The sequence below is a fragment of the Epilithonimonas sp. genome, from assembly GCF_056329745.1.
In genome coordinates this window covers 18885-32437 of sequence record NZ_JBWEYV010000017.1, presented here as the reverse complement: position 1 = coordinate 32437, position 13553 = coordinate 18885, and the positions used below count along the sequence as shown (strand labels likewise).

Annotated in this window: 10 protein-coding genes; 5 read left to right on the top strand and 5 right to left on the bottom strand. The window is 39.1% G+C overall.

Going from position 1 to position 13553, the window contains the following annotated elements:
- Positions 1–41 precede the first annotated feature (41 nt).
- From AC00Y6_RS12200 to AC00Y6_RS12190, 3 genes are all read left to right on the top strand, one after another.
- Positions 42–1829 (top strand): acyl-CoA dehydrogenase family protein, encoded by a 1788-nt coding sequence (locus AC00Y6_RS12200; protein ID WP_474490894.1) that lies wholly within the window; start codon positions 42–44, stop codon positions 1827–1829.
- A 71-nt stretch (positions 1830–1900) separates the two neighbouring features.
- Positions 1901–2239 (top strand): HopJ type III effector protein, encoded by a 339-nt coding sequence (locus tag AC00Y6_RS12195; RefSeq protein WP_474490893.1) that lies wholly within the window; start codon positions 1901–1903, stop codon positions 2237–2239.
- 234 nt (positions 2240–2473) lie between these two features.
- Positions 2474–2638, top strand: a complete 165-nt coding sequence (locus AC00Y6_RS12190) for a phosphatidate cytidylyltransferase (RefSeq protein WP_474490892.1) — start codon at positions 2474–2476, stop codon at positions 2636–2638.
- A gap of 71 nt (positions 2639–2709) precedes the next feature.
- On the opposite strand, the gene alaS is transcribed toward AC00Y6_RS12190, so the two are convergent.
- From alaS to gyrA, 5 genes are all read right to left on the bottom strand, one after another.
- The gene (gene alaS / locus AC00Y6_RS12185) at positions 2710–5313 is read right to left on the bottom strand and encodes an alanine--tRNA ligase (RefSeq protein ID WP_474490891.1); all 2604 of its coding nucleotides are present in this window, start codon (positions 5311–5313) and stop codon (positions 2710–2712) included.
- A 177-nt stretch (positions 5314–5490) separates the two neighbouring features.
- A complete protein-coding gene (locus AC00Y6_RS12180; protein WP_474490935.1) occupies positions 5491–6168 on the bottom strand; it encodes a TIGR02117 family protein in 678 nt (225 codons plus the stop codon).
- 232 nt (positions 6169–6400) lie between these two features.
- Entirely contained in the window at positions 6401–7324 is a 924-nt protein-coding gene (gene queG, locus AC00Y6_RS12175; protein WP_474490890.1) for a tRNA epoxyqueuosine(34) reductase QueG, read from the bottom strand.
- Positions 7325–7377: 53 nt separating this feature from the next.
- Positions 7378–8754 carry a tetratricopeptide repeat protein gene (locus AC00Y6_RS12170; RefSeq protein WP_474490889.1) on the bottom strand — a complete coding sequence of 459 codons (1377 nt, stop codon included), beginning with the start codon at positions 8752–8754 and terminating at the stop codon, positions 7378–7380.
- Between the two features lie 25 nt (positions 8755–8779).
- Positions 8780–11404, bottom strand: coding sequence for a DNA gyrase subunit A (gene gyrA, locus AC00Y6_RS12165; RefSeq protein ID WP_474490888.1), 2625 nt, complete (start codon positions 11402–11404; stop codon positions 8780–8782).
- A 138-nt stretch (positions 11405–11542) separates the two neighbouring features.
- On the opposite strand from gyrA, the gene AC00Y6_RS12160 reads away from it, so the two are divergent.
- Together AC00Y6_RS12160 and AC00Y6_RS12155 are read left to right on the top strand one after the other, a co-directional pair.
- Positions 11543–11857, top strand: coding sequence for a DUF4286 family protein (locus tag AC00Y6_RS12160; RefSeq protein WP_474490887.1), 315 nt, complete (start codon positions 11543–11545; stop codon positions 11855–11857).
- 53 nt (positions 11858–11910) lie between these two features.
- Positions 11911–13539, top strand: a complete 1629-nt coding sequence (locus tag AC00Y6_RS12155) for an ABC1 kinase family protein (protein ID WP_474490886.1) — start codon at positions 11911–11913, stop codon at positions 13537–13539.
- Positions 13540–13553 lie beyond the last annotated feature (14 nt).

Sequence of the window (13553 nt, the reverse complement as noted above, 5' to 3'; positions counted from 1 at the left end):
GTACTTGTACAATGTACTTTATATAAAAATAAAAAATTATTATGTCAACAGAAACCAAAACAATAGACGGCGGAGAGTTCCTTGTGAAGGAAGTTCTTTCGCAGGACATTTTCAGTATCGAAGAATTGTCCGAAGAACAAAAAATGCTTCGTGATTCTGCAAAAGAGTTTGTAGATAAAGAAGTGGTACCTAATAAGCCAAGATTTGAGGCTAAAGATTATGCTTTAACAGAAGAGTTAATGCGCAAAATAGGGGAAATGGGATTTTTGGGAATTGCCGTTCCAGAAACTTATGGCGGATTGGGAATGGGCTTTGTCACCACAATGTTGGCTTGCGATTACATTTCTGGAGCAACAGGTTCATTAGCAACAGCTTATGGTGCACATACAGGAATTGGAACTTTACCTATTCTACTTTATGGAAGCGAATATTTGAAAAACAAATACCTTCCGGATTTGGCGGCAGGAACTAAATTCGGTGCATATTGCTTGACAGAGCCGGATGCAGGTTCTGACGCCAACAGTGGAAAAACCAAGGCGAGATTGTCCGATGACGGTAAACATTATATCATCAATGGACAAAAAATGTGGATTTCCAATGCAGGTTTTGCGGATACATTCACATTGTTTGCAAAAATTGATGATGACAAAAACATCACAGGTTTTGTTATCAACCGTTCAGAATTAGAAAATCCGGAGAGTTTAACTTTCGGCGAAGAGGAACATAAATTGGGAATCCGCGCGTCTTCTACAAGACAGGTTTTCTTCAATGATATGAAAATCCCGGTGGAGAACCTTTTGGGCGAAAGAAATAATGGTTTTAAAATCGCGCTAAATGCACTTAATGTTGGCCGTATCAAACTTTCTGCAGCTTGCCTTGATGCACACAGGAGGATCTTGGATCACGCCATCCAATACTCAACTGAAAGAAAACAGTTCAAAGTTTCCATCAACACTTTCGGCGCTATCCGTAAGAAACTGGCCGAAATGGCAACATTAACTTATGTCTGCGAATCGGGTGCTTACAGAGCGGCGAAAAATGTCGAAGACAAGATTGAAGAACTAGTAGCTGCTGGAGAAAATCATCAAGCTGCGGAACTGAAAGGTGTAGAAGAATTTGCGGTAGAATGTTCTATCCTCAAAACTTTTGCTTCTGATTCTGCACAACACGTGGCTGATGAAGGTATCCAAATCTATGGTGGAATGGGCTTTTCCGAAGAGACACCGATGGAATCTGCCTGGAGGGATTCCCGAATTGGAAGAATTTACGAAGGAACCAACGAAATTAACAGACTACTTTCTGTAGGAATGTTGATTAAGCGTGCGATGCAAGGCAAAATTGACCTTCTCACGCCTGCAAAAAATGTAGGTAAAGAGTTGATGAGCATTCCGTCTTTTGATATTCCTGATTATTCAGAATATATGTCTGAAGAAAAAGAAGTCATCAAAAACCTGAAAAAAGTATTCCTAATGGTTTCCGGATCTGCGCTTCAAAAATATATGATGGAGATTGAAAAGCAGCAGCATTTACTGCTTAACGCTTCCGAAATCCTTAACCAAATCTATATGGCAGAATCAGCGATCCTGAGAGCTGAGAAACATTTCTCAACAGATTCTGTACAGGCTGCAATGGCAAGACTAAACCTTTACAAAGCGGTTGACATTATCTCTGTAAATGCCAAAGAAGGTATTGTTGCCTTCTCCGAAGGTGATGAGCAAAGAATGATGCTGGCAGGTTTGAGACGTTTCACAAAGTATGTGAACACCCCAAATCCAATTGCATTAACAGAGCAAATTGCCGCTCATTATATTGAGAAAGGTTCTTATTAATAAACACCGAAACGCTATAAAAATCCCGCAAAATGAGGGATTTTTGTTTTATTTTTACCTAAAAAATTTTAATGGACAATTTTTTGAAAAAACTAAATCAGGAAGCAGAATCCATCACTTTTCAGGAGACTATAGATTATATTGAGAATTATTTCCAATTTACGCCAACAGCCTTCATCAATGGTGATTTGAGAAACGAGGCCAATCAAAATAATGGTTCTTGTAAAATCTTTGCGTTTGCAAAACGTGAAGGTCTTTCCCAAGAAAAAACCTTACATCTTTTCGGGGATTTTTACAGAAACGATGTCCTAAAAAACCCGGACGGTAATGATCATCAAAACATCAGAAATTTTATCAAATACGGTTGGGACAGACTGACTTTTGAAAATGATCCGCTTACCCAAAAATAAATGAATGGCGTACTTCTTGTAACTCATTCTTTTAAATATAAAAAATTATGAGAACAAGACTTTTAAGAATAGCATTAACTTGGGCAGCTCCCTTTGTGATTGGATATATCGTTAAAAAATTTGAGGAAAGATCCAACAAAAATAAAGTGAAAACATTACCCAAGAATTAAACTCATTTTTAGATAAAAGCTGATTTGGCTCAGGATTTGAACTTCCAAGACAAATCAATAAATTATGAAACGTTATCTTAATATTTTACCATTATTCCTAATCTTAGGATTATTAACAAGCTGCGAGGCGGTAGAAACAATTTTTAAAGCCGGAATGTGGTGGGGAATCATCCTCGTTGTTGGCGTCGTTGGGCTTGTGATATGGTTATTAACCCGGGGTAAAAACTAAATGAAGTAGTTTAATTAAAAGAAAAATGGTCGGAAAATTTCCGACCATTTTTTATTTGACTTTTTGTAGGATTAGATTTCAAGAGCTTTCTGGTAAGCTTTTTCTATACCATCAATATTTTTTCCTCCAGCCGTCGCAAAACCGGGATTTCCGCCGCCTCCGCCTTGGATTTCTTTAGCCAATTCTTTAACAATATTGCCTGCATGGTAACTATTTTCCAAGTCTGCACTTACTCCTACCGTAATCATTGGTTTTTGATTGGCATCAGAGATGATAATGATAACAGAGTTCGGGGTTTCTTTTTTCAGTTGGAAAACAATATCCTTAACCGATCCTGCATCCAGCGATGTTTTTTTCACCAATAGCTTTTTACCATTGCTTTCTACAAAATCATTTTTCCAGTTTTGTATTTCTGCTTTGGCTTTATCTTTTTTAAAGGCTTCGGCTTCGGATTTCAATGTGGCATTTTCTTCCAGCAACTTTTCTACCGCTTTGGTTATATCTTTTGACTTTAGAAGTTGTGATAATTCCGAAATCTGATCTTCGATATGTTTAAAATATTCATTGGATTTATCACCCGAGATGGCTTCTATCCTTCTGATTCCTGCTGCTGTAGAACTCTCGGATACTAATTTAAAATGTCCAATTTCGCTCGTAGATTTCACATGTGTCCCACCACAAAGCTCCTTAGAACTTCCGAACTGGATCATCCGGACATGATCGCCGTATTTTTCACCAAAAAGTGCCATTGCGCCTTTGTCCAAAGCTTCCTGAATCGGTATGCTTCTGAACTCCTGCAAAGCTATATTTTCTTTAATTTTATCATTGACTTTCTGCTCTACCAAAGCCAATTCCTCTTCATTCATCTTACTGAAATGAGAAAAATCAAACCTCAGATAATCCGGGCCAACGTAAGATCCTTTTTGCTCCACATGCGTACCCAAAACTTCGCGCAAAGCCTCATGAAGCAAATGCGTCACGGAGTGGTTGGCTTGGGAATTTTTCCTGTCAGAAACATTTACTTTCGCATAAAACACAGCGTTTGCATCTTTTGGAAGATGGTTAATCAAAGAAATGATGAGTCCATTTTCTTTTTTGGTATCCAAAACTTCCAGGCTTTCTACGGCATTCTCTAGGAGACCTTTGTCACCTACCTGTCCGCCACCTTCGGGATAGAAAGGTGTATTATCCAGAACAATCTGATAAAATTCGCCGTCTTTGTTTTCTATTTTCCTATATCGCGTGATATAAGCTTCGGTTTCTAACTGATCGTACCCGACAAACTTTTCCGGTTTTTCTTCCAAAATAACCCAATCGTAAACCTTGGCTGCAGAATCCTTTTTGGAGCGTTGCTTTTGCTTCTGCATTTCCGCTTCAAAACCAGCTTCGTCTATGGTTAACCCTTTTTCCTCGGCAATAATCCTTGTTAAATCATCCGGGAAGCCGTATGTATCATACAATTCAAAGACTTCTTCACTTGGCAAAACAGTCAGTTGATCAGAAATTGTCTGCTGAATCAGCTTTTCTACACGGATAAGTCCGTGCTCTATAGTTTTGAGGAATGAAGTTTCCTCTTCTTTAATCACTTCGGTAATCAGTTTTTCCTGCTTAACCAATTCGGGGAAAAATTGTCCCATTTGATTTTTCAGAACTGATACCAACTCAAAAAGAAAAGGCTCTTTTCTGTCAAGAAATCGGTAAGCGTAAGAGATTGCTCTTCTCAGGATTCGTCTGATGACATAGCCTGCACCGCTATTGGCAGGAAGCTGCCCGTCTGCAATGGCAAAAGAAACGGCGCGGATATGATCTACCACCACGCGGATGGCAATATCTTTTTCGTTTGTTAAAATTCCGGTATATTTTTTCCCGGAAAGTGCTTCTACTTTTGAAATTAACGGAGTGAAAACATCCGTATCATAATTGGATTCTTTGTGCTGAAGCGCCATGCAAAGACGCTCAAATCCCATCCCGGTATCAATATGTTTTGCAGGAAGGTTTTCCAACGATCCGTCTGCTTTCCTGTTAAACTGCATGAAAACGAGGTTCCAGATCTCTACAACCTGAGGATGATCGTTATTAACGAGTTCTAATCCTGAAACTTTGGCTTTTTCTTCTTCTGACCTCAGGTCGACATGGATCTCCGAACATGGCCCGCAAGGACCACTTGCACCCATTTCCCAGAAGTTATCCTTTTTATTTCCGTTGATAATCCTGCTTTCATCTATATGTTGTTTCCAAAAATCGAATGCCTCCTGATCGCGATCCAAGTTTTCTTTAGAATCTCCTTCAAAAACAGTAACATAAAGGTTTTCTTTTGGGATTTTGTAAATTTCTGTCAATAATTCCCAAGCCCAGCCAATGGCTTCTTTTTTAAAATAATCACCAAAACTCCAATTTCCCAGCATCTCAAACATGGTGTGGTGGTAGGTATCACGGCCTACATCATCCAGATCATTATGCTTACCGGAAACCCTTAGGCATTTTTGAGTATCAGCAATCCTTGTCGATTTTGGCTCTTTGTAACCTAAGAAATAATCTTTGAACTGCGTCATCCCAGAATTTGAAAACATGAGCGTAGGATCATCTTTGAGAACAATGGGCGCAGAAGGCACAATCAGGTGTCCTTTACTTTGGAAAAAATCTAAAAATTGCTGTCTTATCTCTTGTGAAGTCATATTGTTTGGCTTTTGGCTAATAGCAATTCGCTCTTAGCTTTTTGGTTGGCAAATTTAGTGAAATTCTGTGATTTATCGACTGTTTTTGTTACTGCAAAAATTTAAAAGAAGTTGGCATGACAACTGAAATAATGATGATTAAATTTCGGAGAAGATCATAAATATTTCAACAAAAAATTATTTATAATGTCCAAAGATTCCAAAATCTGAAGCTGTCCATAACGCAGCCTTCTGTCCGGCGACTTTGAGTCCGTCATTTGCCCAAGTATTGCAGGTGTAGGTAAAGTTGTATCTGCCTTTGGCATCATAGAATGCATCATCGGCTCCGTAAACCGCATTGGTCGGAATCAGAATATAATGACCGGCAGCATCTTTATCAAAACGATTATCTATAAATGTAATCAAATCCTCGTATTGCTTAACGCTAAGCATCATTTTTTTACAGTCATTACCTGGTTTCATTTGCTTATAAAAAGTGCAGTGCATCGCAGAATCGCTGAGCCAAAACGCGGCTTTGAATGCCGTTGAAAACTTGAGTTCTGCCCAGGTTGGCGTATCCAGGTAAAAACCTTTATCCCCCCAGCCAAACGCCACATATTTGAAATCTGTCTGTTTACCTTTGGTATTGTTAAAAGGCAATTTTTGGCTCCAATCTATTTGCGCAGTTTTGATGGGCACAACTAGATCTGTATGTACGCCGTTGGTAAGAATATATAGCTCCACCACTTTGGTATCCGTCGTTTTCTTTTCTTTAACAGGAATTAGCGGTAATAATAATGCCAAAATAATGTATAAAAAAACGACTCCAAGCAGGAAGCCGATCAGTAATAACAGTCGTATTAATAATTTCCTTATCATGTTTTTTTTCGAAAGGTTGAGAATTATAAAGATAATAAAAATCCCGATTGGTTTTTTAAATATTAATTTTATTTAATTTTCTTGCATTTATAGTAAATTTTCATCAAATTTAGTATCAAAATAAAACAAAATATGCCAAAGAAAAGACAATCTAACAAAAGACAGAAACTAAGAGTGAAAGTTGCACCAAAGCGAGTTCAAAAAAGGAAATAACCTTTATTCGATTTAATTATTCCGATAAAAAATCAAGGTTTCTCTTGAGCCCGGAAAACTTCGTGCGCTTGACCGCTGATTTTTTGAATACGGAAGAAAAAATCTCCTGCGTAATCTCTTTCCAATCTTGTTTTGAAAAATCATTAATGGCTGGTTTTGGATTGAATTTTTCTTCCAATGTGGGTGCAGAAAAACGGTTCCAAGGGCAAACATCCTGACAGATATCACAGCCAAACATCCAGTCTTCCATCTTATCCTTGAAAAAATCCGGGATCTGATCTTTCAGCTCTATCGTTGCGTAGGAAATACAGCGGCTGCCATCAATAATCTTATCAGAAATAATCGCCTGCGTAGGGCACGCATCTATGCATCTTGTGCAACTGCCACAATAATCGGCAACCGGTGAATCCTCTGTAAGTTCCAAATCACATATAATCTCGGCCAGAAAGTAGAAAGAACCACGTTTTTTGGTGATCAAATTTGAATTTTTGCCAACCCAGCCAATCCCCGATTTTTTAGCCCAAGCTTTCTCCAAAACCGGTGCCGAATCTACAAATACCCGAAATCCAAATTCCCCAATTTCTTCCTGGAGTTCTGCCACAAGATCTCTCAATTTTTCTTTAATCACTTCATGATAATCCTCGCCATAAGCATATTTGGCAATTTTAAAATTATCCACATTTTGTGATTCTTCGGGGAAATAATTATAACTGAGGGAAATAACAGACTTAGAGCCTTCTACAAGCAAACGGGGATCCAGCCGCTTGTCAAAATGATTTTCCATATAATTCATCTTTCCATGGAAGTCATTCTTCAGCCATTCTTCAAGGCGCGGTGCTTCTTCTTCTAAAAAACCAGCTTTGGAAATACCACAAGACTGAAACCCAAATGCTAACGCTTTGGATTTGATCAGTTGGCTGTATTTTTCCGGGAGATTCATTACAGCTGCAAAAATAACAAATAAAAAAGACTGTCTTTCGACAGTCTTCTATATTATTTGAGTGCGGCTTCCTTAGCCTTAAACTCGTTGTACTTTGCAGTATTCTGCGTTGTCATATACATTCCTTTGAGAAGTGAGACAACTTCTTTATTGTTAGGCTCGTTAGCATAAAGTTTCTCTGCATAAGGAAGTGCTTTTTGGAATCTTGCACGTCTCTGATCCAACACCTTATTAGCAGCATCTATTTTTCCTGCTTTTTTCAACTCCTTATATTCGTTAATAGTTGCATCATCCTCACCTATTATTGTAAATATCAAGTTATTAAGGGCATTTGGAAATTTGGGATCCATATCAACCAGCTTCTTGTAAGTAGCTTCTGCCTCCGCCTGCTTCGCAGGATCTTTACTCTGAATTACCCCAAGATTATACAAACTTTCTTTATCGTTTGGATTAGCCGCTATTTTTGCATTCAGGGTTTTTACAAACTCTTCGGTTTTACCAGATTTATAATAAGCATTCCCTTGTACTTGCGATAATGATTGATTTTTTGGAAATTTTTTAAGACCTTCATTGGCAATATTAGCCGCTTCATCATACTTTTGTTGTTCAAAAAGTAGAGACGCTAACAATTCATAAAGTTCCTCTTGCTTGTTAGGTGTTTTCTCCGTTTTGAAATCGGTATAACCAGCATTTGCTTTTTTGTAAAGGTCAAAAGCCGCTTTATCCAAATTCTCTACATTACCTGTTTTGGTATTTTTTGCAGAATAAACAGTTTCTTCTCCTGTATAGTTGGATTTGATCAAAGAATCCAGTATCTCAACAGCTTTGGCCTTGTTATTTGCAGATTGTGCATAAGCAGCCCCGGCGTAATAAAGATAAGTTTTATTGTCTTGTCCAGCAGCTTTTAACAGATAATAAGTTTCCGTAAATTTTGCGCCAGCAACATCAAAATTCTTGGCATTATACTCTTTGGTAGCTTCTGCATTGGCAGCTTGTAAAAGGGTATTTACACTAGCCCTTACTTTCTCTTCCAAAGCTGGTTTGTACTTTTCTTCTTTTAAAGAAAGGCCACTCCCGAACTGATCTGCAGCGCTTTTCCCAACAAAGTAAACTTTATTTTTCTGCGCATCTTTTCCTGTGTAAATTGTTTCGGTATTCAGCGTATTGATTTTAGCAAGATACTCCGCTCCTTCGGTATTTTTACCAGCTTTTAGAAGCGCAAGTCCTTTTGCATAATAATATTGCTCCAGCACAGCAGGCTCCAGCAAATAAGTTTTATCTCCAAAAATAGCTTCTGCTTTGGAAATCTCGGAACTTGCAGTACTTGCATCCCCGGAATCTATGGCTTTTACAGCATTGGCAATTTCTTTTTTCTGCGCCCAAACAAGGCTTACAGAAAGAAGCGCCAGGCTTAACACTAATTTTTTCATTTATAATACTTTTAAATTTTGTTAATTATTCTTGATCCTCAACTTCATTATTTTCAGCAGCTTCTTCGTCCTCAATTTTCTTCAACTCCTCCTTATCACCAATGTTGATTTGATTATCGCCGGTTTGTGGCTGAGCTGCAAATTCAGGATTATTGCTGTCTGCCTCCGCACCTTCTTCGGTTTCATCTTCTTCCACATCCTTGTCCATTTCCACTTTGGCAATCGCTGCAATCTCATCTTTGGTTTTCAGGTTAATAACCTTTACACCCTGTGTATTTCTACCCATTACGCGCATCTCGTTCATATTCATTCGGATGGCAACACCGGACTTGTTGATAATCATTAATCCGTCTTCATCAGTTACACTTTGTATCGCAATCAGATGACCTGTTTTTTCTGTAATATTAAGTGTGATAACACCTTTACCTCCTCGATTGGTTACCCTGTAATCCTCCACTGCCGTTCTTTTACCGTAACCCCGTTCTGATACTACCAAAACAGTATCATTCTCTAAATCATTTACAACAATCATTCCGATTACTTCATCATTATCCTCCAGAGAGATACCTCTTACACCAATCGAACTTCTACCGACAGCCCTGGCTTTCTCTTCAGGGAAACGGATACATTTACCATTTTTGGTGGCAATCATAATCTCAGAATTACCGTCTGTTAACCTTGCACCAAGCAGGGCATCATTATCACGGATTTCGATGGCGTTTACACCATTGGTTCTTGGTCTTGAGTAAGCTTCCAGCGATGTTTTCTTGATGGTTCCGTTTTTGGTAATCATCACCACATTCATCTGTTGGATATACTCCTGGTTTTTAAGGTCTTTGGTTCGTATGTAAGCCTTTATTTTATCATCTGGCTCGATATTAATCAGATTCTGAACCGCTCTACCTTTTGCTGTTTTAGACCCTTCCGGAACTTCGAAAACACGCAGCCAGAAACATTTCCCTTTTTCGGTGAAGAACAACAGGTACTCGTGGTTGGTAGCGGTTACGATGTATTCCAAGAAATCCTCGTCCCTTGTGGTCGCCGCTCTGTTGCCAACACCACCTCTGGACTGGACTTTATATTCGGAAAGTAAAGTTCTCTTGATGTATCCTGCGTGCGAAATTGTCAACACGACTTTTTCATCCGGGATAATATCTTCGATGGACATTTCTCCACCGGAATAATCAATTTCGGAACGTCTTTCGTCACCGTATTTTTCTTTGATTTCAATCAACTCATCCTTGATAATCTGATAGCGTCTTGGCTCGTTGGATAGGATATCTTCCAAATCTTTGATCAACGCCATGATTTCTTCATACTCGGCACGGATTTTATCCAGCTCCATACCTGTAAGACGCGCCAAACGAAGATCCAGAATAGCCTGCGCCTGAATCTCGGACAATTCAAACTCTTCTATCAATCCTTCTTTTGCAGCCTGAGGCGTTGCACTGTGACGGATAATGGCAATGGCCCTGTCAAGGGAATCCTGAGTACCGATAACCTTCATAAAACCTTCGAGAATGTGTGCTCTCTCTTTGGCTTTTTTCAGCTCGTATTGGGTTCTTCTTACAATTACCTCGTGGCGGTGATCTACGAAGTGAAGAATGAGTTGCTTAAGATTTAACTGCTCCGGCTTGCCTTTTACCAGCGCAATATTGTTTACAGAAAACGATGTCTGTAATGATGTATATTTATATAACAAGTTAAGGACAACATTCGGGATTGCATCGTTTTTCAATTCATAAACAATCCTCAAACCGCGTCTGTCGGACTCGTCTCGGATCTCATAGATCCCTGGGATTTTGTCATCTTTTACAAGCTCTGCCGTTCTGGAGATCATCTCGGCCTTGTTTACCTGATAAGGTATTTCGGTCACGATGATAGCATTACGGTTATGGACTTCTTCAAAATTAACTTTTGCTCTTAAAACAATACGGCCTCTCCCTGTGTGGAAGGCATCCCGTACGCCATCATAACCATAAATAATTCCGCCGGTAGGGAAATCCGGGGCAATGATGTGTTTCATAAGATCATCAATCGTGATCTCTTTATCATCTATATAAGCACAGATAGCATCAATACTTTCCGAAAGGTTGTGTGGTGCCATGTTGGTCGCCATACCTACGGCAATACCGGAAGTACCGTTTACCAAAAGGTTAGGAATCTTGGTTGGCAATACCGTTGGCTCCTGCAAAGAGTCATCAAAGTTGTTTTGGAAATCTACGGTTTCTTTGTCCAGATCAGCAAGGATTTCATCAGAAATTTTCTTTAGCCTGGCTTCGGTGTAACGCATTGCTGCAGGTGGGTCACCATCCATAGATCCAAAGTTACCCTGCCCGTCTACCTGCTCATAGCGCAAACTCCAAGGCTGCGCCATCCTTACCATGGCATCGTAAACCGAGCTGTCACCATGCGGGTGATATTTACCCAAAACATCCCCAACAATCCTCGCAGATTTCAGGTACTTTCTGTTAGAAAACACGTTAAGACCATACATACCGTAAAGAACACGCCTGTGAACAGGTTTTAGCCCGTCTCGGACATCCGGCAAAGCCCTTGATACAATCACCGACATCGAATAATCGATGTATGAGGTTTTCATCTCGTCAACAATATTGATCGGTATTAACCTTTCTCCTTCCTTATGCATAAATATTTTAATTTATTATCAATCAAAAACTTATAACCGCTTTTGACATTTTGAATTTTTCTAATTTTTATAACGGGCTAATTTACAAAAAAAATACGATTTTTGCAGTCTCAATTTATTAACATTAATCACAAAAAAATGAGCATCTTAAGCATCACCTTCCATACCACAGAAAACCAATTGGAGGCATGGAACCTCTATCTGGAAAATGAACTCCACACGATGGTGGAAAACCTGATGGATGTTGACCAGTACATCTTATCCGAAGTGGATTCTGACATGCTGAATGAAGGCAAAAATACCAACCTGCTGCTCATTTTCGCTAATGACAACCTGCGCCGTGAGTTTATGGAAAGCGAAATGCTGAATATCGAAGAAAGAATTGCCCAGAAATTTGGCCCCGAAGTCATGATTTTCCCTACCTTCCTCAACCCAAAGAAACAACGCCTGTAATTGATTGGGAACGGTTTTTGAAGCATGGATAGCCGTTATTCACCTCAGAAACAATGTTCGACAAACAACAGCGAAAAATAAAACGGTCTGCAAAATTGGTTGCAGTTCTCAGCAAATATGGTTTTCAGGATTTATTTTCAAGAATTAATTCGGGGAAAACAAATCCTGAAACGGCTGAAAATTTAACCGGCAACAGCGAAATGTATAGGCGTATCCGTCTCGCACTTGAAGAGTTGGGTCCCACTTTTGTAAAACTGGGACAAAGTTTCAGCAACCGCGAAGATCTGGTTCCGGCAGAGCTTATTGCAGAATTGCAAAAATTACAAGACAAAGTAGAAACAGTCCCGATGGATATCCGGTCTGTTTTGCAGGATGAATTAGATATTAATCCTTCAGATTTTTTCCAAAACATCGATGAAAACCCGATTGCAACAGCCTCAATCGCCCAGGTTTACACTGCTACTCTTCTGGATGGCAAAAAGGTCATACTAAAAATCAAAAAACCGGGTGTTTCAGCCGTGATAGAAGATGACCTGCTCCTCGTCAAAGATTTGGTAAGGCTAATTAACAGCTACTCTGATTTTGGTGCAAAACTGAATCTTGACCAAGCTGTTTCCACATTTGAAAAATCACTTCTCGAAGAGCTTTCGTTGGTGAATGAAAAAAATAATATCAACCAGTTTGCTATTAATTTTAAGCATAACCGGGACACCATCGTCCCAAAAGTTTATGACCAGTTTTCCAACAATAATGTTCTCTGCATGGCTTTTATTGACGGGATAAAAATTACTGATATTGATCGGTTAAAAGAAAACGGACTGGATCCCGTTAAGATATCGGAAAAAGGTTTGCGACTTTTTGCTTCGCAGATTTTGGACTATGGCTTTTTCCATGCAGATCCGCATGCGGGAAACATCTTGGTGACTTATGAGGGAAAAATTGCATTTATAGATTTTGGCGCGGTAGGAAAAATCCAACCCAATGACAAAGACATTCTGGAAAACATGATTGTGGCATTTGTTGCCAAAAATCCTCAAAAAATCATCCGTTATCTCAAAAGAATGGCCGTAAGCTATGACATCCCAGATGATAAAAAATTTGAAAACGATGTGGCCGAAGTATTGGAATTTGTCCATAATACATCACTAAAAAATATAGATCCGCAGCAAATCATTAATAAAATGAAAGATGTTTTGAGCAACAATCATCTTTTTATGCCGGGCTATTTCTATCTTCTTTTTAAAGGTATTGGCTTGATCGAAGGTGTCGGCAGGACCATTAACCCCGATCTAGATATTGTAAAAACCCTGGCTCCATATACCCGGAAAATCATTACGAAAAGGTTTGCACCACAAAGCTTGTTAAAAAACAGCCTGAGCAAAGTACTGGATTTTACCGATAATGTGGAAGACATCCCAAAAGAACTACGCTCTTTGCTGGAGAAACTGGACAGCAACAAGTTTACCGTAACCAGCGAGATACGGGACATCGATAAAACCAACCAAATCCTAAAGTCCAGTCTTACCAATCTGATTATTTCCATCATCATTGCTGCCAACATTATCGCTCTCGCTATTCTTTTATCAATGGGAAATCACCATTTTTCAGCAGGCAGCATCATCTTGGAAATTTCGATCTTATTTTTAGCAATTATCCTTATTTTCCGATTGATTAAAAAATGACATTCGGTAAAAGT

Coding starts and splice junctions, on each gene's coding strand:
- AC00Y6_RS12200 (WP_474490894.1), top strand. CDS start 42: ATGTCAACAGAAACCAAAACAATAGACGGCGGAGAGTTCCTTGTGAAG.
- AC00Y6_RS12195 (WP_474490893.1), top strand. CDS start 1,901: ATGGACAATTTTTTGAAAAAACTAAATCAGGAAGCAGAATCCATCACT.
- AC00Y6_RS12190 (WP_474490892.1), top strand. CDS start 2,474: ATGAAACGTTATCTTAATATTTTACCATTATTCCTAATCTTAGGATTA.
- alaS (WP_474490891.1), bottom strand. CDS start 5,313: ATGACTTCACAAGAGATAAGACAGCAATTTTTAGATTTTTTCCAAAGT.
- queG (WP_474490890.1), bottom strand. CDS start 7,324: ATGAATCTCCCGGAAAAATACAGCCAACTGATCAAATCCAAAGCGTTA.
- AC00Y6_RS12170 (WP_474490889.1), bottom strand. CDS start 8,754: ATGAAAAAATTAGTGTTAAGCCTGGCGCTTCTTTCTGTAAGCCTTGTT.
- gyrA (WP_474490888.1), bottom strand. CDS start 11,404: ATGCATAAGGAAGGAGAAAGGTTAATACCGATCAATATTGTTGACGAG.
- AC00Y6_RS12160 (WP_474490887.1), top strand. CDS start 11,543: ATGAGCATCTTAAGCATCACCTTCCATACCACAGAAAACCAATTGGAG.
- AC00Y6_RS12155 (WP_474490886.1), top strand. CDS start 11,911: ATGTTCGACAAACAACAGCGAAAAATAAAACGGTCTGCAAAATTGGTT.